Origin of the sequence: Psychrobacter aestuarii (assembly GCF_904846035.1) — a bacterium.
In the GTDB taxonomy this organism is placed as follows: Bacteria; Pseudomonadota; Gammaproteobacteria; order Pseudomonadales; family Moraxellaceae; genus Psychrobacter; species Psychrobacter aestuarii.
Map to the genome: position 1 here is coordinate 1,408,138 of NZ_CAJGYT010000001.1, position 23,966 is coordinate 1,432,103.

Below are 23,966 nucleotides of genomic sequence, written 5' to 3' on the forward strand. Positions count from 1 at the left end.
CTTGGGGCTGGCTTATGACTTAGGATTAACGTCTAGTAGCTCAACGGTAAAGATAAGCGCGCTGTTTGGCTCAATACCTTGGCTGCCTGCTTCGCCGTAGGCAAGCTCTGATGGGATATAGAACTCATATTTGCCGCCGCTCTTCATCAGCTGTAGACCTTCTGTCCAGCCTGGAATCACTTGGTTTAGTGGGAATTCAACAGGATCGCCGCGCTCATATGAGCTGTCAAATACCGTACCATCTAGCAATTTGCCTTCGTAGTTGACTTTAACCACGTCGGTCGCTTTTGGTGAAGCGCCAGTACCTGCTTTGATAACCTTGTACTGTAGACCAGATTTGGTCTGCTTCACGCCTTCTTTTTTGGCGTTCGCCGCTAGAAATTCAGCGCCTTTGGTTTTGTTGGTTTCTGCCTTTTCTTCCATTTCTTTAACGAACTTCTCTTCTTGCTCTTTTTGGTAGTCGGTCAAGACTTTTTGCATCTGCTCTTGCGTTAGAGCCGAGTCTTTACCTTCGTAACCATCACGAAAGCCTTTTTCAAAGGTGTCCAAATCTAAATCAGTAATGGCATCTTTGTTGCCTTCAGCCATCATGTACCCAAGACTGTAGCCAACTTTTTCAACGGCCGTGCTGTTTTCAGTAACCGCAACACTGGTCGCCGCAGTTTCTTGGTTGCCATTGTTGGTACTACAACCTGTGGTTAAAAGCACGGCGCTGGTTAGCGCACTTAGGGTCAAGGTGGTGATTTTTTTCATAAGATACTCTCAAATTGTAAGAACAGTGGCGAGATGTCACAAGCCGGATATCATAACAAATCTAAGTTTTGGGAGCTATCATTGCTGACAAATTATCGAACTTACGTACAATCTTTGTTAATATTTGCCATAAAAATAACAAGTTATCACACAATCATAGCGTGTCGTTAATCTTTCTCTCTTTAATGCCTACAGCTTATAGGCTAAGCTAACCAGACTAAACCTACGACCACACGTTCGACACCTGCTGCGCACGACAATATCAATAATGACTTTTAATATAAAACAAATTATTGGTCATACGCGGCCATCCTACTATGTGGCGACACCTTCAAAACAAAGAACTTTTATTCAAAACAATAATACCCGCAACGACTGATTTATGTGTTTGTTTTTATTGCTCAATGTTACGTAAGCACGAGCGCATAATCGTTGAAGGAGGACAGGATGAACCCAATGTACCCAACGTTTAATGGATTTTTAGGAGGACCGATAGGCTCAGTTATCGGCGCTATCCTTATTTTAATTATCGGTTTCTTTATTGCACTAGGCCTTGCCGCCTTAGTTCGTAAAGCGCTTGCCAAAATCAACTTGAACCACCGTATGCGCTCTTCAACAGGCAAATCATACGATTTAGAACACATTGCCTCTCAGGTGGTGTTTTGGTTTATTCTTATCATTGCCGTTTCAGGCGCGCTTAACCAGTTGAGCCTCAACGCTATCTCTACCCCATTTGCCAATATGGTCAGTCAAGTACTTGCCTTTATTCCTAATCTGCTCGGTGCGATTGCCATCGGTGTGCTGGGTTGGGTCGTTGCCACTGTGGCACGTACCGCTATCAATGCCGCCTTGTCAAAAACCACATTGGATGAGCGTCTTAGCGAACAAGCTGGCGTAAAACCGATGAGTAGCACCATTGCTGACATGGTATATTGGTTTATTTTATTGGTGGTATTAACCATGGCACTCGGTCAACTTGGACTTGATGGTTTGTTTGCGCCGCTAACCAATATGGTTAATGACATTCTAGCTGCGCTACCCAATGTCTTTAAAGCGGTTGTGGTCTTTGCGGTCGGTTACATCATTGCAAAAGTGGTTCGCGGTATCGTAACCAACTTGGTCATGTCTTTTGATTTGCAGCGTTTAGCGTCAAAAGCGGGTATTAATGAGCAAAACAGCCTACCAAACATTGCAGGTTCTGTTGCGTTCTTGGTTGTGATTATCCCAACCATCATCGCTGCTCTAGAAGCACTAAAAATTGAAGTGGTCGCTCGTCCTGCAACCAACATGCTTAACAAAATCATGGAAGCGCTGCCAAACATCTTTATGGCGGCTGCGGTTCTTGTGATTACGTTTTATGTGGTGCGCATGGTGGCAGGTATCGTTAAGAATCTGCTTGATAACACGCAAATCAATCAGCTACCAAGCAAGGTCGGTCTACAAGACACTATGGGCAACCAAAGCGTCTCTGACCTAGTTAGCCATGCTATTGTGTTCTTTGCGATGCTGTTTGCAACTGTTGCCGCTGCAGACTTGCTTGGTTTTGAGCCTATCTCTGGCATCATTACCATGTTCATCGCTTTCGGTGCCAACATTATCCTAGGTGCGATTGTACTGGTTATCGGTTTTTGGCTTGCCAACGTGGTCGCTGGTGTGGTCGAGCGCTCTGAAAAGGGTTCACAGTTCCTAGCCAACATCGTACGCGTATTGATTATGGGCTTGGTACTTGCCATGGGTCTAAAAGCCATGGGTATCGCTGACTCTATCGTCAACCTAGCGTTTGGTCTGACTTTAGGTGCGGTTGCCGTTGCCTTCGCTCTATCATTTGGTCTTGGTGGTCAAGAAGCTGCAGCACGCTTCCTACGCCGTATGCAAGATAAAATGGAGCGTGAGCAAGACAAAACCAATCCAAAAGCCGCCACGCACAGCAGTACGCAAGATGCGGTAAAAGCTTCGGTTCGTGATAACACGCCAAGTGCATCACATTCAAACACGCCAGCCCAGTCAACAACGACGACTGTAAACGAAAGCAACATTACTCGCGTTGCGCCACCTGCAGAAACGCGTGACCGTGCTGAAGACACACACCCAAATATCAATCATATTGATACGACGGACAATAATAGCGATGACAACAACCGCTACTAATCCTGATTTGTTTTGAACACAAAAAAGACAGCTTCGGCTGTCTTTTTTTGTGGCGCTATATTGTGTTTAGAGCTGAGGCGCGCGCTTTTAAGAGCGCGGCGGTACAGAATAATGCAAGCGCACATTGGGCAACTCGCGATTTTCTGAAGCCTGCGCGGCTTGTGCGTTTTGCTGTTGTACTTGCGCGTGCAGACGTTTGATTTTTTGTGCCATACGCCGCTCGTTTTGGCTCAGCGCGGCGACAGGCTGTACCCAAACGTCCATATCAATGAAGGTGTCCTCCCCTTCGCTGATGAACTCTACCCCAAGCACCACCACTTGCGATAAAGCATCTAGCGGCAACCTAGCGGCAACGTCTTCAGCAATTTTTGCCATATTCGGGACGATGGCTTGGCGACTGTGCCGAGCGTTGGCTGTCTGTCCGTAGAATATCAGCATATAGTGCCGCCCCAAACGCGTATAAGAATGCTGGTGTATCACGTAGCCTTTCTGCTGCAATTCAGGAATCTGTTCGGCATGTTTGTACAGCGTGCGTACCAGCTCGTGCCGCGAAAACAAAGATTCATCAAACAATACCTGTTGCCCAAGCTGCGCCTGCGCCAGACTCGTCTCATCCGCATCGTCATCTATCATGGGCTCAGTATGCTGCTTACAGATATCGCCCCACAGCGTTGCTGCTTGCTGCAAAGTATCTTGGGTCGCTTGGGTGTCCAGCTGCTGCTGTAGATGCTGCAAGGCGCGGTTGGGCGCATCCGCAATACCGCATGCCACCAGCGCCTCATCAATCTCTAGCGCCTGCACAAAGCGTTCAGGACGGTACAAAAAGGCAGTGAGCAGCTGCGTCTCATCCAGAAAGTCACTGCCCTCGCCAAGTATAGATGCTCGCAGCGCACGCTCATGGTACAGTAAAAATTGCCAAATATCGGCTGGGCTGGGCAGATGGGTCAAAACAGCCTGCCAATCTTGCTGACCGAATACTTGTAATAAAGGAAAGTCAGATTCACTGTCAATGACCAGCTCTTCAATAAAGTAACGCGCGCCGAAGTGATGCAATAAATGTACGCTGTCTGCGTCTGATGATTCGCTTACCTGTCCTGCCGCGCCCTGTTCGTCCTCTTGAATATCGAGACTCAGCACATAACGCTGGTCAGGTGTCTTTGCGTGTGCGCTTTGCTGCTTATGCCATAAAAGCGCAGCCTTTACCGCCGCTTGGCGCGCACGCATGATGGTTTGGGTCGGCAGGTTCATCGCCACATACAGCGTGACCGACAACACCGATATTCGTCCATCTATCAGCGCATAATGCTTCACCCGTGCCTGATGGGCTTGTGCCACATCGAGTGTGAACGTGCTGGCAGATGACTGCTGATAGTGCTCGAGGGGGTTGGTGGCGGCTGTTTTTTTAGCGGTAAATATCATCAATTCAGACACAGCTTGGTCCTTTTTATTGTTGTTGATGACCATCAATGGTCAAATTTGTCGACCATTGTAGCGGCTTATGCTGGCAGATACGACTGTTTATCATATCAAAAAAAGACCCTCGACCATATATATGGATAACGTTACGGTTACAGGGTTGCCTATCGATTTTCGGGTATCGACTTGCTATGATGGATGCACAAACAATAATCAACAATGGACATAAGGATTGAATGCATGAAGCGCTTTAGAGAAAAAGTGGTTGTCGTCACGGGTGCAGGTTCAGGTATCGGACGGGCGACCGCCATTCGTTTTGCCAATGAAGGTGCCAATGTGGTGCTGGTGGGACGCACTGCCGCCACATTAGAAGCAACCATAGAGCAGCTGCCCCCTGACAAAACATGGATTCACACCGACCATTATATGACCATCACTTGCGACATCGGCAAACAAGAGCAAGTAGAAAAAATGATTACGCATGTGGTTGAGCAGTTTGGCAAGATTGATGTCTTGGTCAACAACGCAGGTACAGCAGTACAGGGTAAAATCACTGAGCTGTCGGATGCCGATTGGGACAAAGCGATTAACACCAATCTGAACGGTACTTTTTATGTTTGCCGCGCTGCCATGCCGCACCTTATCGCGAGTAAAGGCAATATCATCAATGTCTCTTCATTGTCTGGTATGGGTGGCGATTGGAATATGTCCGCCTACAACGCCGCGAAAGCGGGCGTGACCAACCTGACGCGCACGCTAGCACTCGACCACGGCGCAGACGGGGTACGTGTCAACGCCGTCAACCCAAGCGTTACCAAGACTGGCATGACCGACGCCATCCAGACCAATGAGCAAAAGACCGATAAGTTCCTCGCCCGTTGTCCACTGGGACGTTTGGCAGAGCCAGAAGACATTGCGGCAGCCATCGCCTTTTTGGCCAGTGAAGATGCCTGCATGATTACTGGCGTCAACCTGCCTGTTGATGGCGGTGTGAGTGCGTCAAACGGTCAGCCGCAGTTTTAAGGCAGCATTTATCAATATTGCATTGAGGTGGGCAAGGATTACTCATTGTCCGCCTCAAGATTGATGTCCTGTAGCGGCTGCGATAAGCGCTTGGGATGCTTTGGCATGACCCCTTTAAACTGCTTATAAATTTTTGGCAAATCTGCCTCGATATCGCCTGTAGGATATATCGGAGACAAAAACCTTACTTCCTTACTTTTATAATCAAGCGCCACGGGTAGAATCGGTACGCCCGCCTCAAGCGCTAAGTAATAAAATCCCGTCTTCCACGTCGTGGTATATTGCCGCGTCCCTTCTGGCGCCAAACCCAAAAATAAGGGCTCATCGGTTTTAAAACGCGCAATGCTCGCTTGTAGCACGGAGCCTTTTTTATCCCGATTAATGGGTATCACCCCCATCCAGCGCAGTAGCTGCGCAAAAACAGGCACTTTGAACAGGGTGTGCTTGCCCATAATACTGAGCTTCAAATCGAGCGCAAACAGCGCAGGTAACGCATACAGCGCATCAAAGTTCGACGTATGCGGCAGACCAAGCACGACTGCTTGCGAGACATTAGGGACAGCGCCTACCGTACGCCAGCCCAAACGACTGAGCAAATACTCTGCCACCATCGCAGACAGCGCGTTATTGCGCCGAGGCACCAAGTTGCCGATATCTTTTTTGCCGAGCGCAGGTAGCTCGTGTGTATTATTAACTACACAGCTATGGGTATTTAATGCTCGATCAGCGTGGCGTTTTGACTTAAGCGACATAATGGCACCCTAATGCGTAGACTGTATCTGCCATCATAGCAATATCTGAGGCACTGCTCGTGAATTTTATTGCGCTACAGTCTTATTGTTAGTCGCTATGTTATCCACGCTTACAGCGCCACATCCGCCAAGTCGCCTTTATGCTCAAGCCACGTTTTACGGTCACCTGAGCGTTTTTTTGCCAGCAGCATGTCCATCATGCCATTGGTCAATGCCATATCGTCCATATCCAGCTGTACCAGACGACGCGTATCACGGTTCATGGTGGTTTCGCGCAGCTGTTCAGCGCTCATCTCACCTAGGCCTTTAAAACGGGTGATTTGTGCTTTTTTATTACCGGTCACTTTGGCTAAGATATGCTCAAGCTCTGGCTCATCGAGCGCGTAATGCACCTCTTTGCCGATATCAACACGATATAATGGCGGCATGGCAACGAACAGATGCCCTGCATCCACCACCGCAGGGAAATGTTTGACGAACAGCGCACAAATCAGCGTAGCAATGTGCAAGCCGTCTGAGTCCGCGTCGGCGAGGATACAGATTTTGTCATAACGCAGCTCGGACAAGTCATCAGACAACGGGTCAACGCCAATCGCGATGGCAATATCGTGAATCTCTTGACTTGAAAGCACGGTATCCGAGGAGACCTCCCACGTATTGAGGATTTTACCACGTAGCGGCAAAATGGCTTGATAATGGCGGTCGCGCGCCTGTTTGGCGCTGCCTCCCGCAGAATCCCCTTCCACCAAGAACAGCTCTGCACCATCGCGCAAATCACCACGGCAGTCCGCAAGCTTACCCGGTAATGCAGGTCCTTGAGTGATTTTTTTACGCGCCACTTTCTTGGCAGATTTTAGACGGCGACCCGCTCGGCTAATGGCAAGCTCGGCAATCTGTGTCCCGATATCGGCATGCTGATTGAGCCATAGGCTAAACGCATCTTTTGCCAACGCTGCCACAGCGCCCGCCGCTTCACGACTTGATAGGCGTTCTTTGGTCTGACCCGAAAACTGCGGCTCAGAAAAGCTCAAGGACAAAATATAATTGACCCCATCCCACACGTCTTCGGCAGTCAGCTTGACTTGGCGCGGCAACAGATTATGAATGTCACAAAATTCGCGTAGCGCTTCCAAAATTCCCGTACGCAGACCATTGACGTGCGTACCACCTTGCGCGGTTGGGATAAGGTTAACGTAGCTCTCCTGCACCGCTGTGCCGCCCTCGGTCAACCATGAGAGCGCAAAACGAACGCCCGCACGCTCCCCATCTTTGGCTTCGTAATGGTAATAAAACGGCGTTGCAGGTAGCGTCTCAGTCGCATCCAGCTGCTCGGTCAAATACTCGACCACACCATCACTGAACTGCCACACCACCTTTTCATCATGAATATCATCGACAAACTCAATCGTCAGTCCCGCCGCCAGTACCGCTTTGGCTTTTAGGGTGTGTTTGAGCTGCTTGATATTGAATTTTGGCGTATCAAAAAAACGCTCATCTGCCCAAAAGCGTACCTTCGTCCCGCGCTTGCGCTTGTTTGAGCTGACCGCCTCAGTCAAAGGCGTTATCGGCGCACCATTTTCAAAGACGATGTCGTACTGCGTTGCCTCACGCCATACCGTGACTGCCACGCGCGTAGAGAGCGCATTCACCACAGAGATACCGACGCCATGCAGACCGCCTGACACCTTATAATTAGAAGTCGAAAACTTACCACCAGCATGCAAACGGGTCAAAATCAGCTCGACGCCCGATTGCCCAAACTCAGGGTGAATGTCGGTAGGCATACCGCGACCATCATCTTCGACAGACAGCGAGCCATCTTCATACAACTGCACCTTGATGGTCTTGGCGTGCCCAGCTAAAGCTTCATCGACTGCATTATCGATCACCTCTTGCGCCAAATGATTGGGGCGCGTGGTGTCTGTGTACATACCAGGACGACGGCGAACGGGCTCAAGCCCTTCTAAGACCTCTAAAGACTGTGCATTATATTGACTCACAAAAGCACCCTATACAACAATGAATGATAAATAGACCCTCATTATAACCAAAAACAGCGCCTGTGCATCCCAGCATGTCTGGCATACGACAATACGTGACGCATCTTATACGGTCTTACGCCAGCATGATAGGTAATAACGTCGGTAAGTGCTGAGCAAAATCGCTGAATCGATGGTCACCGCCTGTCTGTATAATCACTTGTGCGCCATGCTTTTGATAAAACTTCGCAGACAGCTGAGCATCGAGTAGCTCATCACCAGATTTAATCACCGCACATACACGCTTAGGATAGGTCACCTCTGTCAGCGGGTGCGCGGCAAACCACTCTAAATCTGCCTGCGTCATCTGCCAACCGCCTGATGTGGTATAAATAACGTGGTCTTTTGAGGTGTTTGAATGGTGAGCGCTATCAGAAAAGCGCTGCAAACTGATGTGCGGCTGAATGCTGGGATTGATAAGCAGCGCAGGAGTGTCCAGCTGATTGCTAAGATAGGTCGCAAAATAACCACCCAATGAGCTACCAACCAATAGCGTCTCCTTGGGGGACTCATTGATAAGTGCCGTAACTTTTTTAACCACCTCAGGCGGCGACATATTTAAATCAGGTCGTATCACTGTGATACTAGGATAATGCTGCTGACAGTATTCAGAAAGTAGTTTGCCTTTGGTTGCATTGGCATCGCTGTCTAAGCCGTGAAGATAGATTAGGTTCATAAGGAATAATCTCATTACTGATATGCGTCTCAACATAGCACAATGCCAAGCATATTATGAATAATAAAAAGCGTATTCAATATTCAAAAAAAGATAATAAACCAAACCAAAAAAAAGCCCCCAATCAGCAGATTGGGGGCTTTTTAAGTATAAGGAGCTGACGATGACCTACTCTCACATGGGCGAACCACACTACCATTGGCGCTACGATGTTTCACTTCTGAGTTCGGGAAGGGATCAGGTGGTTCCATCGTGCTATTGTCGTCAGCAAAGGGGGTTAGATATGAGTCTTGTTGAATCAAGCTATATGGTGATATCGATTTTATCTTAACATGCAAGATAGATTCATGATTGACATACAAACCACTTGGGTGTTGTATGGTCAGCCAAACGAGCAATTAGTATCAGTTAGCTACATGCATCGCTGCACTTCCACACCTGACCTATCAACGTCCTAGTCTTGAACGGCTCTTTAGAAATCTAATCTTGAGGTGGGCTTCCCGCTTAGATGCTTTCAGCGGTATCCCATCGAACGTAGCTACCGGGCAATGCTACTGGCGTAACAACCCGAACACCAGAGGTTCGTCCACTCTGGTCCTCTCGTACTAGGAGCAGATCCTCTCAAATTTCCAACGCCCACGGTAGATAGGGACCGAACTGTCTCACGACGTTCTAAACCCAGCTCGCGTACCTCTTTAAATGGCGAACAGCCATACCCTTAGGACTTCTTCAGCCCTAGGATGAGATGAGCCGACATCGAGGTGCCAAACACCGCCGTCGATATAACTCTTGGGCGGTATCAGCCTGTTATCCCCAGAGTACCTTTTATCCGTTGGTGATGGCCCTTCCATACAGAACCACCGGATCCTAAGACCTACTTTCGTACCTGCTCGACTTGTGGGTCTCCGCAGTTAAACGCGCTTTTGCCTTTATACTCTTTGAACGATTTCCGACCGTTCTGAGCGCACCTTCGTACTCCTCCGTTACTCTCTTTAGGAGGAGACCGCCCCAATTAGAAACTACACCATACATTGTCCTCGGTATTGTTATACCTGAGTTAGAACCCCCAACATGACCAGGGTGGTATTTCAAGGATATTAGCTCCACCAAGACTAGCGTCTCGGTTTCAAAGCCTCCCACCTATCCTGCACAAGTCAGGTCAAGTTCAATGTAAAGCTGTAGTAAAGGTTCACGGGGTCTTTCCGTCTGGCGCGGGTACACAGCATCTTCACTGCGTTTCGATTTCACTGAGTCTCTGCTGGAGACAGCGCTGCCATCATTATGCCATTCGTGCAGGTCGGAACTTACCCGACAAGGAATTTCGCTACCTTAGGACCGTTATAGTTACGGCCGCCGTTTACTGGGGCTTCGATCAAGACCTTCGCTTACGCTAAGCCCATCGATTGTTCAGTAGCGCCAGCGTGCCAGCGGGCCATCACACCCTATACGTCCACTTTCGTGTTGGGATGTTCTATTAATTTTACTGGCAATCAGCGATTATTTGACGGCCATGGTATCTGCGACTGCCAATAACTTACGGAGCAAGTCCTCTTCACCATCAGCAGCGTACCTTCTCCAGTTACGGTACCATTGCCCTAGTTCCTTCCAGCAGAGTTCTCTCAAGCGCCTTGGTATTTTCTCCTACCTGACCACCTGTGTCGGTTTTCGGGTACGATTCGTTTTATGACTATCGCTTAGAAGCTTTTCCTGGAAGCATGGTATTTGCCACTTCGCTGTACAAGTACAGCTTGCTATCAGATCTCGGTATATAACGAGTCGGTTGCCTAAACTGTCCACCTACATCCTTCCACCTAGATAAACCATCGCTAGGCTGGCATAACCATTCACTCCATCCTCCATCGCATCATAAACAAGTATCGGAATATTAACCGATTTCCCATCGACTACGCCTTTCGGCCTCGCCTTGAAGGTCGACTCACCCAGCCCCGATTAACGTTGGACTGGAACCCTTGGTCTTCCGGCGTGCGAGCTTCACTCGCATTATCGTTACTCACGTCAGCATTCGCTCATGTGATACCTCCAGCATGCTTTACAACACCTTCACAGGCTTACAACGCTCCCCCTACCACTTGAAACAATTATCAAATCCGCAGCTTCGGCTCCTAAGTTTGAGCCCCGTTACATCTTCCGCGCGGAGCCGACTCGGCTAGTGAGCTATTACGCTTTCTTTAAAGGATGGCTGCTTCTAAGCCAACCTCCTAGCTGTCTATGCCTTCCCACCTCGTTTCCCACTTAACTAGGGGTGGGGCCTTAGCTGGCGGTCTGGGTTGTTTCCCTCTCCACGACGGACGTTAGCACCCGCCGTGTGTCTCCCGGATATCACTCATCGGTATTCGGAGTTTGCATCAGTTTGGTAAGTCGGTATGACCCCCTGAGCCGAAACAGTGCTCTACCCCCAATGGTGTTCGTCCGAGGCGCTACCTAAATAGCTTTCCGGGGGAGAACCAGCTATCACCGGGTTTGATTGGCCTTTCACTTGCCCTATCCACAAGTCATCCCTGGCTTTTTCAACGACAGTGGTTCGGTCCTCGGTGCCTGTTACGGCACTTTCAACCTGCTCATGGATAGATCACTCGGTTTCGGGTTCTTATTTCCTGCAACTATTCGCCCTATTAAGACTCAGTTTCCCTACGGCTCCCTAAACGAAGAAGTTAACCTCGCTACAGAATATAAGTCGCTGACCCATTATACAAAAAGGTACGCGGTCACCCTAATAAATTAAGGCTCCCACTGGCAGCCCCGCGCACACGGTTTCAGGTTCTATTTCACTCCCCTCACGGGGGTTCTTTTCGCCTTTCCCTCACGGTACTGGTTCACTATCGGTCAGTCAGGGTATTTAGCGGAGGAGTGGTCCCCCCATCTTCAAACAGGATTTCTCGTGTCCCGCTCTGCTTAATATGTGCTCTTTAGTGTTTAAAATACCAGGACTATCACCTACTACGGTCAGCTTTCCACGCTGTTCTTCTACACTAAAAAACATCGGCTTCCCCGTTCGCTCGCCGCTACTTGGGAATCTCATTTTGATGTCTTTTCCTAAGGGTACTGAGATGTTTCACTTCCCTCGTTCGCCTCTTATATAAATATAAGATACCTAGCTTATGCTAAGTGGGTTTCCCATTCAAGAATCTCCGGATACAGGATATTGCCGCCTCCCCGAAGCTTATCGCAGGCTGTCACGTCTTTCATCGCCTCTGACTGCCAAGGCATCCACCATGTGCGCTTCATTACTTGACCATACAACCCCAAGCAGTCTCTCAACCACTAAAGCTTGCATCATCATGAATGATAACGATATCACCTATGTTTACGCTTGATTCAGTTCTCTTTACTTTTGGCAATCAGCCCTGGGATAACAACTGATGTCATTAAAGAGTTGATTACCAAGAGTTAATGACGACACGTGAAATGTCATCACTAACCCAGACTCATATCTATGTTTTTAAATAATACCTACGCTCTCATCGAGTCGCAGTATCTGTATAAAACAGAAAGCAAATAATCATTTACCAATCACTTGTTTCTATTTTATATTCGTATTAAGCCATGTGGTGGAGCCAAGGAGGTCAGACTCCTGACCTCCTGCGTGCAAGGCAGGCGCTCTACCAACTGAGCTATGGCCCCATATATGGTGGGTCTGATAAGACTTGAACTTATGACCCCGCGTTATCAACACGGTGCTCTAACCAGCTGGCACAGACCCTGAGCGAGGATACTGTCAAAGCACTGCTTTGACCCGAGCGCAAGAAATTCTTTAAATAGAATTTTCTCAAACTCAAACCTCTTAATAATACTCGCTTTTACTAAAGAACAACTTGCTGTGAATTCTTGCTGACCGAATGTCGTATTTAAGGAGGTGATCCAGCCGCGGGTTCCCTGCAGCTGCAACATTACGACTTCACCCCGATCCATCGACCACACCGTGGTGAACGCCCTCGCACTAAGTTGGGCTATCCACTTCTGGTGCAATCAACTCCCATGGTGTGACGGGCGGTGTGTACAAGGCCCGGGAACGTATTCACCGCGGCATTCTGATCCGCGATTACTAGCGATTCCTACTTCATGGAGTCGAGTTGCAGACTCAATCTGGACTACGATAGGCTTTTTTGAGATTCGCATCACATCGCTGTGTAGCTGCCCTCTGTACCTACCATTGTAGCACGTGTGTAGCCCTGGTCGTAAGGGCCATGATGACTTGACGTCGTCCCCGCCTTCCTCCAGTTTGTCACTGGCAGTATCCTTAGAGTTCCCGGCCAAACCGCTGGTAACTAAGGAAAAGGAGGTTGCGCTCGTTGCGGGACTTAACCCAACATCTCGACACGAGCTGACGACAGCCATGCAGCACCTGTATCACAATTCCCGAAGGCACTCTCGCATCTCTGCAAGATTCTGTGTATGTCAAGACCAGGTAAAGGTTCTTCGCGTTGCGTGAATTAAACCACATGCTCCACCGCTTGTGCGGGCCCCCGTCAATTCATTTTGGTTTAACCTTGCGGCCGTACTCCCAGGCGGTCTACTTATTGCGTTAGCTGCGTCACCCTAAGTCCTCAAGGGACCCAACGACTAGTAGACATCGTTTACGGCGTGGACTACCAGGGTATCTAATCCTGTTTGCTACCCACGCTTTCGAACCTCAGTGTCGAGTATGATGCCAGAAGCTGCCTTCGCCATCAGTATTCCTCCAGATCTCTACGCATTTCACCGCTACGCCTGATTCTACTTCCTCTCACCTACTCTGGCCTAACAGTTTCAGATGCAGTTCCCAGGTTAAGCCCGGGGTTTCATCTGACTTATTAAGCCACCTACGCTCGCTTTACGCCCAGTAATTCCGATTAACGCTCGCACCCTCTGTATTACTTACGCGGCTGCTGGCTGGGGATTAGCCGGTGCTTATTCTGCAGCTAATGTCATCCATTATGGGTATTAACCATAACTTCTTCTTCACTGCTTAAAGTGCTTTACAACCAAAAAGGCCTTCTTCACACACGCGGCATGGCTGGATCAGGGTTCCCATTGTCCAATATTCCCCCTGCTGCCTCCCGTAGGAGTCGGGCCGTGTCTCAGTCCCGGTGTTGGCTGATCATCCTCTCCAGACCAGCTACAGATCGTCGCCTTGGTAGGCCTTTACCCCACCAACTAGCTAATCCGACTTAGGCTCATCTAATAGCGCAAGGTCTAATGATCCCCTGCTCTCCCGTAGGATATGCGGTATTAATACGAGTTTCCCCGTGCTATCCCCCTACTAGGTAGATTCCTAAGCATTACTCACCCGTCCGCCGCTCGTCATCTGGTAGCAGCTACCAATGTTACCGCTCGACTTGCATGTGTTAAACCTGCCGCCAGCGTTCAATCTGAGCGTGATCAAACTCTTCAGTTTAATCTTGTTTGAGACCTTTTAAGATGGTCCTAATCTTGGCTCATTCAATCACTCATATTTAACTTTTCGTATGTTCGTATATGAATTAACTTGAGTTATTTGCTAATCTTGAATGATAATCTTCTTTGCCATTACTGGCTGAATAACTAACATTCTGTGTCAGCAAAAATCCACACAAGTTGTTCTTTGAATAACTTTTAAAAAGTAATATCACTGTCGTCCAGTAAATGTTATTACCCATTCTCACTAAGCTAATACGCTTCGCTACATAGGCGAGCTGACTAGTCTATCATAAAATTATAAACTGTCAAACTCTTTTTACTAACTTCGCAAACCAGCTTTTAGCTACCGCTTTGCCTCGTCAGTGGGGCGTATTATAGAGAGTTTGAGCAGGTGTCATTGATTATTCCTTTTTACCCGTTGTTTTTAACTGCTCTATCCTCGCTTGAAGGAGCATTATACACTTCTCACTGCTTTACAAGGGCCAATGCGGATTTATTTTAATTCATTCAAGCTTGAAAGCTGCTGGTTCAGCCAGTTTGGCTGGATAAAGATTAAAGCTACCAAATTTCGGATAAAAAAAGCCCCCAATCAGCAGATTGGGGGCTTTTTAAGTATAAGGAGCTGACGATGACCTACTCTCACATGGGCGAACCACACTACCATTGGCGCTACGATGTTTCACTTCTGAGTTCGGGAAGGGATCAGGTGGTTCCATCGTGCTATTGTCGTCAGCAAGGGGTTAGATACTTGAGTCTTGTTTGAATGAAGCTATATGGTGATATCGATTTTATCTTAACATGCAAGATAGATTCATGATTGACATACAAACCACTTGGGTGTTGTATGGTCAAGCCAAACGAGCAATTATCAGTTAGCTACATGCATCCTTTGCACTTCCACACCTGACCTATCAACGTCCTAGTCTTGAACGGCTCTTTAGGAAATCAATCTTGAGTGGGCTTCCCGCTTAGATGCTTTCAGCGGTTATCCCATCCGAACGGCTACCGGGCAATGCTACTGGCGTAACAACGAACACCAGAGGTTCGTCCACTCCTGGTCCTCTCGTACTAGGAGCAGATCCTCTCAAATTTCAACGCCCACGGTAGATGAGGACCGAACTGTCTCGACGTTCTAAACCCAGCTCGCGTACCTCTTTAAATGGCGAACAGCCATACCCTTAGGACCTGCTAGCCAGCCCTAGGATGAGATGAGCCGACATCGAGGTGCCAAACACCGCCGTCGATATGAACTCTTGGGCGGTATCAGCCTGTTATCCCCAGAGTACCTTTTATCCGTTGAGCGATGGCCCTTCCATACAAACCACCGGATCACTAAGACCTACTTTCCGTACCTGCTCGACTTGTGGGTCTCGCAGTTAAACGCGCTTTTGCCTTTATACTCTTTGAACGATTTCCGACCGTTCTGAGCGCACCTTCGTACTCCTCCGTTGCCTCTTTAGGGAGGAGACCGCCCCAGTCAAACTACCCACCATACATTGTCCTCGGTATTGTTATACCTGAGTTAGAACCCCAACATGACCAGGGTGGTATTTCAAGGATGGCTCCACCAAGACTAGCGTCTCGGTTTCAAAGCCTCCCACCTATCCTGCAAGTCAGGTCAAGTTCAATGTAAAGCTGTAGTAAAGGTTCGCAGGGTCTTTCCGTCTAGCCGCGGGTACACAGCATCTTCACTGCGATTTCGATTTCACTGAGTCTCTGCTGGAGACAGCGCTGCCATCATTATGCCATTCATTGCAGGTCGGAACTTACCCGACAAAGATTTCGCTACCCTTAGGACCGTTATAACGGCCGCCGTTACTGGGCTTCGATCAAGACCTTCAACACGCTAAGCCCATCAATTAACCTTCCAGCACCGGGCAGGCATCACACCCTATACGTCCACTTTCGTGTTTTGCAGAGTGCTGTGTTTTTAATAAACAGTTGCAGCAGCCTGGTATCTGCGACTGCCAATAGCTTACGGAGCAAGTCCTTCACCATCAGCAGCGTACCTTCTCCCGAGTTACGGTACCATTTACCTAGTTCCTTCAGCAGAGTTCTCTCAAGCGCCTTGGTATTCTCTACCTGACCACCTGTGTCGGTTTCGGGTACGATTCGTTTATGACTATCGCTTAGAAGCTTTTCCTGGAAGCATGGTATTTGCCACTTCGCTGCACGATGCAGCTTGCTATCAGATCTCTGGTATATAACAGTCCGGATTTGCCTAAACTGTCTACTACATCCTTCCACCTAGATAACCATCACTAGGCTGGCATAACCTTCTCCGTCCCTCCTTCGCATCATAAACAAGTATCGGAATATTAACCGATTTCCCATCGACTACGCCTTTCGGCCTCGCCTTAGGGGTCGACTCACCCAGCCCCGTTAACGTTGGACTGGAACCCTTGGTCTTCCGGCGTGCGAGCTTTTCCTCGCATTATCGTTACTCACGTCAGCATTCGCTCTTGTGATACCTCCAGCATGCTTTACAACACACCTTCACAGGCTTACACCCAACCTCCCCTACCACTTGAAACAATTATCAAATCCATAAGCGGCTCCTAGTTTGAGCCCCGTTACATCTTCCGCGCGGAGCCGACTCGACTAGTGAGCTATTACGCTTTCTTTAAAGGATGGCTGCTTCTAAGCCAACCTCCTAGCTGTCTATGCCTTCCCACCTCGTTTCCCTTAACTAGGAATTTGGGGCCTTAGCTGGCGGTCTGGAGTTGTTTCCCTCTCCACGACGGACGTTAGCACCCGCCGTGTGTCTCCCGGATATCACTCATCGGTATTCGGAGTTTGCATCGGTTTGGTAAGTCGGTATGACCCCTAGCCGAAACAGTGCTCTACCCCCAATGGTGTTCGTCCGAGGCGCTACCTAATAGCTTTCGGGAAGACCAGCTATCACCGAGTTTGATTAGCCTTTCACTATCCACAAGTCATCCCTGGCTTTTCAACGACAGTGGGTTCGGTCCTCCGGTGCCTGTTACGGCACTTTCAACCTGCTCATGGATAGATCACTCGGTTTCGGGTCTATACCCTGCAACTATTCGCCCTATTAAGACTCGGTTTCCCTACGGCTCCCTAAACAGTTAACCTCGCTACAGAATATAAGTCGCTGACCCGTATACAAAAGGTGCGGTCACTAATAAATTAAGGCTCCACTGCTTGTACGCACACGGTTTCAGGTTCTATTTCCACTCCCCTCACAGGGTTCTTTTCGCCTTTCCTCACGGTACTGGTTCACTATCGTTCAGTCAGGAGTATTTAGCCTTGGAGGATGGTCCCCCCATCTTCAAACAGGATTTCTCGTGTCCCGCTCTACTTAATATGTGCTCTTTAGTGTTTAAAATACAGGACTACTGCTACAGTCGCTTTCCCACGCTGTTCTTCTACACTAAAAAACATCGGCTTCTCCCCCGTTCGCTCGCCGCTACTTGGGGAATCTCATTTGATGTCTTTTCCTAAGGGTACTGAGATGTTTCACTTCCTCGTTCGCCTCTTATATAAATATAAGATGCACCTAGCTTATGCTAAGTGGGTTTCCCCATTCAGAAATCTCCGGATCACGGGATATTGCCGCCTCCGAAGCTTATCGCAGGCTGTCACGTCTTTCATCGCCTCTGACTGCCAAGGCATCCGCCATGTGCGCTTCATTACTTGACCATACAACCCCAAGCAGTCTCTCAACCACTAGGCATGTCATGAATGATAACGATATCACCTATGTTTACGCTTGATTCAGTTCTCTTGCTTTTGGCAATCAACCCCTGGGATAACAACTGATGTCATTAAAGAGTTGATTACCAAGGTGTTAATGACGACACGTGAAATGTCATCACTAACTTGAGACTCATCTATTTTAAATAATGCCTACGCTCTCATGAAGTGGTATCTGTATAAAATGAAGCAAATAATCATTTACCAATCACTTGTTTCTATTTTATATTCTCGTATTAAGCCATGTGGTGGAGCCAAGGAGAGTCGAACTCCTGACCTCCTGCGTGCAAGGCAGGCGCTCTACCAACTGAGCTATGGCCCCATATATGGTGGGTCTGATAAGACTTGAACTTATGACCCCCGCGTTATCAACACGGTGCTCCTATAACCAGCTGAGCTACAGACCCTGAGCGAGGATACTGTCAAAGCACTGCTTTGGCCGAGCGCAAGGAAAATTCTTTAAATAGAATTTTCTCCAAACTCAAACCTCTTAAACAATACTCGCTTTTACTAAAGAACAACTTGCTGTGAATTCTTGCTGACCGAATGTCGTATTTAAGGAGGTGATCCAGCCGCAGGTTCCCCTACGGCTACCTTATTCCTGACTTCACCGATCATCGACCACACCGTGAGTGAACGCCCTCACTAAGTTAGGCTATCCACTTCTGGTGCAATCAACTCCCATGGTGTGACGGGCGGTGTACAAGGCCCGGGAACGTATTCACCGCGGCATTCTGATCCGCGATTACCGATTCTACTTCATGGAGTCGAGTTGCAGACTCCAATCTGGACTGATAGGCTTTTTGAGATTCGCATCCACATCGCTGTGTAGCTGCCCTCTGCCTACCATTGTAGCACGTGTAGCCCTGGTCATGGGAGCCATGATGACTTGACGTCGTCCCCGCCTTCCTCCAGTTTGTCACTGGCAGTATCCTTAGAGTTCCGGCCCGACCGCTGGTAACTAAGGAAAAGGAGGTTGCGCTCGTTGCGGAACAACAACATCTCACGACACGAGCTGACGACAGCCATGCAGCACCTGTATCACAATTCCCGAAAGGCACTCTCGCATCTCTGCAAGATTCTGTGTATGTCAAGACCAGGTAAGGTTCTTCGCGTTGCATCGAATTAAACCACATGCTCCACCGCTTGTGCGGGCCCCCGTCAATTCATTTGGTTTTAACCTTGCGGCCGTACTCCCCAGGCGGTCTACTTATTGCGTTAGCTGCGTCACTAGATCCTCCAAGGGACCCAACGACTAGTAGACATCGTTTTACGGCGTGGACTACCAGGGTATCTAATCCTGTTTGCTACCCACGCTTTCGAACCTCAGTGTCAGTATGATGCCAGAAGGCTACTTTTTTCGCCATCAGTATTCCTCCAGATCTCTCTACGCATTTCACCGCTACACCTGGAATTCTACTTCCCTCTCACCTACTCTAGCCCTAACAGTTTCAGATGGTTCGAGTTAAGCCCGGGGATTTCATCTGTTATTAAGCCACACACGCTCGCTTTACGCCCAGTAATTCCGATTAACGCTCGCACCCTCTCTTATTACGCGGCTGCTGTACAGAGTTAGCCGGTGCTTATTCTGCAGCTAATGTCATCCATTATGGGTATTAACCATAACTTCTTCTTCACTACTTAAAGTGCTTTACAACCAAAGGCCTTCTTCACACACGCGGCATGGCTGGATCCAGGAGTTCCCCCATTGTCCAATATTCCCCACTTGCCTCCGTAGGAGTCCAGGCCGTGTCTCAGTCAGTGTGGCTGATCATCCTCTCAGACCAGCTACAGATCGTCGCCTTGGTGACCTTTACCCCACCAACTAGCTAATCCGACTTAGGCTCATCTAATAGCGCAAGGTCTAATGATCCCTGCTTTCTCCCGTAGGACGTATGCGGTATTAATACGAGTTTCCCCGTGCTATCCCCACTACTAGGTAGATTCTAAGCATTACTCACCCGTCCGCCGCGCTCGTCATCTGGTAGCAAGCTACCAATGTTACCGCTCGACTTGCATGTTAAGCCTGCCGCCAGCGTTCAATCTGAGCATGATCAAACTCTTCAGTTTAATCTTGTTTGAGACCTTTTAAGATGGTCCCTAATCTTGGCTCATTCAATCACTCGCATTTAACTTTTCGTATGTTCGTATATGAATTAACTTGAGTTATTTGCTAATCTTGAATGATAATCTTCTTTGCCATTACTGGCTGAATAACTAACATTCTGTGTCAGCAAAAATCCACACAAGTTGTTCTTTAGTATGCTTTTAAAAAGTAATATCACTGTCGTCCAGTAAATATTTATTACCCATTCTCACTAAGCTAATACGCTTCGCTACATAGGCGAGCTGACTAGTCTATCATAAAATTATAAACTGTCAAACTCTTTTTTTACTAACTTCGCAAACCAGCTTTTTAACTACCGCTTTGCCTCGTCAGTGGGGCGTATTATAGAGAGTTTTGAGCGAGTGTCAAGTGATTATTTTCACTTTTTTACCCGTTGTTTTTAACTGCTCTATCTCGCTTGAAGGGGCACATTATACGCACTTCTCACTGCTTTACAAGGGCCAATGCGGATTTATTTTAATTCATTCAAGCAGCTGCTGGTTCAGCCAGTTTGGCTGGATAAAGATTAAAGCTACCAAATTTCGGATAAAAAAAGCCCCCAATCAGCAGATTGGGGGCTTTTTAAGTATAAGGAGCTGACGATGACCTACTCTCACATGGGCGAACCACACTACCATTGGCGCTACGATGTTTCACTTCTGAGTTCGGGAAGGGATCAGGTGGTTCCATCGTGCTATTGTCGTCAGCAAAGGGGGTTAGATATGAGTCTTGTTTGAATCAAGCTATATGGTGATATCGATTTTATCTTAACATGCAAGATAGATTCATGATTGACATACAAACCACTTGGGTGTTGTATGGTCAAGCCAAACGAGCAATTAGTATCAGTTAGCTACATGCATCGCTGCACTTCCACACCTGACCTATCAACGTCCTAGTCTTGAACGGCTCTTTAGGAAATCTAATCTTGAGGTGGGCTTCCCGCTTAGATGCTTTCGGCGGATACATCCCATCCGAACGTAGCTACCGGGCAATGCTGGCGTAACAACCCGAACACCAGAGGTTCGTCCACTCTAGTCCTCGTACTAGGAGCAGATCCTCTCAAATTTCAACGCCCACGGTAGATAGGGACCGAACTGTCTCACGACGTTCTAAACCCAGCTCGCGTACCTCTTTAAATGGCGAACAGCCATACCGCTTGAGACCTGCTTCTGGCCCTGGGATGAGATGAGCCGACATCGGGTGCCAAACACCGCCGTCGATATGAACTCTTGGGCAGTATCAGCCTGTTATCCCCAGAGTACCTTTATCCGTTGAGCGATGGCCCTTCCATACAGAACCACCGGATCACTGGGCCTACTTTCGTACCTGCTCGACTTGGGTCTCGCAGTTAAACGCTTTGCCTTTATACTCTTTGAACGATTTCCGACCAAGTTCTGAGCACCTTCGTACTCCTCCGTTACTCTTTAGGAGGAGACCGCCCCAGTCAAACTACCCACCATACATTGTCCTCGGTATTGTTATACCTGAGTTAGAACCCCAACATGACCAGGGTGGTATTTCAAGGATATGCAAGACTAGCGTCTCGGTTTCAAAGCCTCCCACCTATCCTGCACAAGTCAGGTCAAAGTTCAATGTAAAGCTGTAGTAAGGTTCACGGGGTCTTTCCGTCTGGCATGGTACACAGCATCTTCACTGCGATTTCAATTTCACTGAGTCTCTGCTGGAGACAGCGCTGCCATCATTATGCCATTCGTGCAGGTCGGAACTTACCCGACAAAGATTTCGCTACCTTAGGACCGTTATAGTTACGGCCGCCGTTTACTGGGGCTTCGATCAAGACCTTCGCTTACGCTAAGCCCATCAATTAACCTTCCAGCACCGGGCAGGCATCACCCTATACGTCCACTTTCGTGTTTGCAGAGTGCTGTGTTTTTAATAAACAGTTGCAGCAGCCTGGTATCTGCGACTGCCAATAGCTTACGGAGCAAGTCCTTCACCATCAGCAGCGTACCTTCTCCCGAAGTTACGGTACCATTTGCCTAGTTCCTTCAGCAGAGTTCTCTCAAGCGCCTTGGTATTCTCTACCTGACCACCTGTGTCGGTTTCGGGTACGATTCGTTTATGACTATCGCTTAGAAGCTTTTCCTGGAAGCATGGTATTTGCCACTTCGCTGTACAAGTACAGCTTGCTATCAGATCTCGGTATATAACAGTCCGGTTTTGCCTCAACTGCTCTACCTACATCCTTCCACCCTAGATAACCATCACTAGGCTGGCATAACCTTCTCGTCCCTCCATCGCATCATAAACAAGTATCCAGATATTAACCGATTTCCCATCGACTACGCCTTTCGGCCTCGCCTTAGGGGTCGACTCTGCCCAGCCCCGATTAACGTTGGACTGGAACCCTTGGTCTTCCGGCGTGCGAGCTTTTCACTCGCATTATCGTTACTCACGTCAGCATTCGCTCTTGTGATACCTCAGCATGCTTTACAACACACCTTCACGAACACACAACGCTCCTACCACTTGAAACAACAATTGCTTATCAAATCCGCAGCTGTCTAGTTTGAGCCCCGTTACATCTTCCGCGGGCCGACTCGACTAGTGAGCTATTACGCTTTCTTTAAAGGATGGCTGCTTCTAAGCCAACCTCTAGCTGTCTATGCCTTCCCACCTCGTTTCCCACTTAACTAGGAATTTGGGGCCTTAGCTGGCGGTCTGGGTTGTTTCCCTCTCCACGACGGACGTTGGCACCCGCCGTGTGTCTCCCGGATATCACTCATCGGTATTCGGAGTTTGCATCAGTTTGTCGGTGGTTTAGCCGAAACAGTGCTCTACCCCCAATGAATTGTTCGTCCGAGGCGCTACCTAAATAGCTTTCGGGGAGAACCAGCTATCACCGAGTTTGATTAGCCTTTCACCCCTATCCACAAGTCATCCCCTGGCTTTTCAACGACAGGTTCGGTCCTCCGGTGCCTGTTACGGCACTTTCAACCTGCTCATGGATAGATCACTCGGTTTCGGGTCTATACTGCAACTATTCGCCCTATTAAGACTCGGTTTCCCTACGGCTCCCCTAAACGGTTAACCTCGCTACAGAATATAAGTCGCTGACCCATTATACAAAAGGTACGCGGTCACTAATAAATTAAGGCTCCCACTGCTTGTACGCACACGGTTTCAGGTTCTATTTCACTCCCCTCACAGGGGTTCTTTTCGCCTTTCCCTCAGGTACTGGTTCACTATCGGTCAGTCAGGAGTATTTAGCCTTGGAGGATGGTCCCCCCATCTTCAAACAGAGTTTCTCGTGTCCCGCTCTACTTAATATGTGCTCTTTAGTGTTTTAAAATACAGGACTATCACCTACTACGGTCAGCTTTCCCACGCTGTTCTTCTACTAAAAAACATCGGCTTCTCCCCGTTCGCTCGCCGCTGGCAGAATCTCATTTGATGTCTTTTCTAAGGGTACTGAGATGTTTCACTTCCCCTCGTTCGCCTCTTATATAAATATAAGATACCTAGCTTATGCTAAGTGGGTTTCCCCATTCAGAAATCTCCGGATCACGGGATATTGCCGCCTCCCCGGCTATATAGGCTGTCACGTCTTTCATCGCCTCTGACTGCCAAAGGCATCCACCATATTGCGCTTCATTACTTGACCATACAACCCCAAGCAGTCTCTCAACCACTAAAGCATCATGAATGATAACGATATCACCTATGTTTACGCTTGATTCAGTTCTCTTTACTTTTGGCAATCAACCCCTGGGATAACAACTGATGTCATTAAAGTTGATTACCAAAGGTTAATGACGACACGTGAAATGTCATCACTAACCCAGACTCATATCTATGTTTTAAATAATACCTACGCTCTCATCGAGTCGCGGTAACTCTGTATAACCAGAAAGCAAATAATCATTTACCAATCCACTTGTTTCTATTTTATATTCTCGTATTAAGCCATGTGG

7 protein-coding genes, 4 tRNA genes and 8 rRNA genes are annotated in these 23,966 nt (G+C 48.3%); 2 read left to right on the top strand and 17 right to left on the bottom strand.

Features of this window, described 5'->3' with window-relative positions:
- Positions 1 to 12 precede the first annotated feature (12 nt).
- Entirely contained in the window at positions 13 to 753 is a 741-nt protein-coding gene (locus JMW05_RS05880) for an FKBP-type peptidyl-prolyl cis-trans isomerase (RefSeq protein WP_201504421.1), read from the bottom strand.
- 447 nt (positions 754 to 1,200) lie between these two features.
- Between JMW05_RS05880 and JMW05_RS05885 the strand changes: the two genes are divergently transcribed.
- Positions 1,201 to 2,901 carry a mechanosensitive ion channel gene (locus JMW05_RS05885; RefSeq protein WP_201504422.1) on the top strand — a complete coding sequence of 567 codons (1,701 nt, stop codon included), beginning with the start codon at positions 1,201 to 1,203 and terminating at the stop codon, positions 2,899 to 2,901.
- Between the two features lie 87 nt (positions 2,902 to 2,988).
- Here the strand turns inward: JMW05_RS05885 and JMW05_RS05890 are convergent, their stop codons facing one another.
- Entirely contained in the window at positions 2,989 to 4,332 is a 1,344-nt protein-coding gene (locus JMW05_RS05890; RefSeq protein WP_201504423.1) for a hypothetical protein, read from the bottom strand.
- Between the two features lie 225 nt (positions 4,333 to 4,557).
- Here JMW05_RS05890 and JMW05_RS05895 point away from each other — a divergent pair, with 225 nt between their 5' ends.
- Complete coding sequence (locus tag JMW05_RS05895) at positions 4,558 to 5,340, top strand: SDR family NAD(P)-dependent oxidoreductase (RefSeq protein ID WP_201504424.1); 783 nt, start codon at positions 4,558 to 4,560, stop codon at positions 5,338 to 5,340.
- 38 nt (positions 5,341 to 5,378) lie between these two features.
- On the opposite strand, the gene JMW05_RS05900 is transcribed toward JMW05_RS05895, so the two are convergent.
- The 15 genes from JMW05_RS05900 to JMW05_RS05970 all read right to left on the bottom strand — a co-directional run bounded on the left by JMW05_RS05900 (position 5,379) and on the right by JMW05_RS05970 (position 23,656).
- Positions 5,379 to 6,092 carry a lysophospholipid acyltransferase family protein gene (locus JMW05_RS05900; protein ID WP_201504425.1) on the bottom strand — a complete coding sequence of 238 codons (714 nt, stop codon included), beginning with the start codon at positions 6,090 to 6,092 and terminating at the stop codon, positions 5,379 to 5,381.
- A gap of 110 nt (positions 6,093 to 6,202) precedes the next feature.
- Positions 6,203 to 8,092, bottom strand: coding sequence for a DNA topoisomerase IV subunit B (parE, locus tag JMW05_RS05905; RefSeq protein WP_201504426.1), 1,890 nt, complete (start codon positions 8,090 to 8,092; stop codon positions 6,203 to 6,205).
- A gap of 115 nt (positions 8,093 to 8,207) precedes the next feature.
- Positions 8,208 to 8,807 carry a YqiA/YcfP family alpha/beta fold hydrolase gene (locus JMW05_RS05910; protein WP_201504427.1) on the bottom strand — a complete coding sequence of 200 codons (600 nt, stop codon included), beginning with the start codon at positions 8,805 to 8,807 and terminating at the stop codon, positions 8,208 to 8,210.
- A gap of 155 nt (positions 8,808 to 8,962) precedes the next feature.
- Positions 8,963 to 9,076: ribosomal RNA gene (gene rrf / locus JMW05_RS05915) — 5S ribosomal RNA — on the bottom strand.
- Between the two features lie 109 nt (positions 9,077 to 9,185).
- A 23S ribosomal RNA gene (locus tag JMW05_RS05920) occupies positions 9,186 to 12,062 on the bottom strand.
- Between the two features lie 312 nt (positions 12,063 to 12,374).
- Positions 12,375 to 12,449 (bottom strand) — tRNA-Ala (locus tag JMW05_RS05925).
- 5 nt (positions 12,450 to 12,454) lie between these two features.
- A tRNA-Ile gene (locus JMW05_RS05930) sits at positions 12,455 to 12,528 on the bottom strand.
- A gap of 146 nt (positions 12,529 to 12,674) precedes the next feature.
- A 16S ribosomal RNA gene (locus tag JMW05_RS05935) occupies positions 12,675 to 14,202 on the bottom strand.
- Positions 14,203 to 14,824: 622 nt separating this feature from the next.
- Positions 14,825 to 14,938 (bottom strand): 5S ribosomal RNA (rrf, locus tag JMW05_RS05940).
- Positions 14,939 to 15,048: 110 nt separating this feature from the next.
- Positions 15,049 to 17,867: ribosomal RNA gene (locus JMW05_RS05945) — 23S ribosomal RNA — on the bottom strand.
- Between the two features lie 300 nt (positions 17,868 to 18,167).
- Positions 18,168 to 18,243 (bottom strand) — tRNA-Ala (locus JMW05_RS05950).
- Positions 18,244 to 18,248: 5 nt separating this feature from the next.
- A tRNA-Ile gene (locus tag JMW05_RS05955) sits at positions 18,249 to 18,328 on the bottom strand.
- Positions 18,329 to 18,477: 149 nt separating this feature from the next.
- Positions 18,478 to 19,991, bottom strand: a 16S ribosomal RNA gene (locus JMW05_RS05960).
- A gap of 631 nt (positions 19,992 to 20,622) precedes the next feature.
- Positions 20,623 to 20,736, bottom strand: a 5S ribosomal RNA gene (gene rrf, locus JMW05_RS05965).
- 110 nt (positions 20,737 to 20,846) lie between these two features.
- Positions 20,847 to 23,656, bottom strand: a 23S ribosomal RNA gene (locus tag JMW05_RS05970).
- The 16S, 23S and 5S rRNA genes sit together here with 4 tRNA genes alongside, the layout of an rRNA operon.
- Between the last annotated feature and the right edge of the window lie 310 nt (positions 23,657 to 23,966).

Bases quoted from the DNA above. Each gene is read 5' to 3' on its own strand.
- JMW05_RS05885 (WP_201504422.1), top strand. From the start codon at position 1,201: ATGAACCCAATGTACCCAACGTTTAATGGATTTTTAGGAGGACCGATA.
- JMW05_RS05910 (WP_201504427.1), bottom strand. From the start codon at position 8,807: ATGAACCTAATCTATCTTCACGGCTTAGACAGCGATGCCAATGCAACC.
- JMW05_RS05900 (WP_201504425.1), bottom strand. From the start codon at position 6,092: ATGTCGCTTAAGTCAAAACGCCACGCTGATCGAGCATTAAATACCCAT.
- JMW05_RS05880 (WP_201504421.1), bottom strand. From the start codon at position 753: ATGAAAAAAATCACCACCTTGACCCTAAGTGCGCTAACCAGCGCCGTG.
- JMW05_RS05895 (WP_201504424.1), top strand. From the start codon at position 4,558: ATGAAGCGCTTTAGAGAAAAAGTGGTTGTCGTCACGGGTGCAGGTTCA.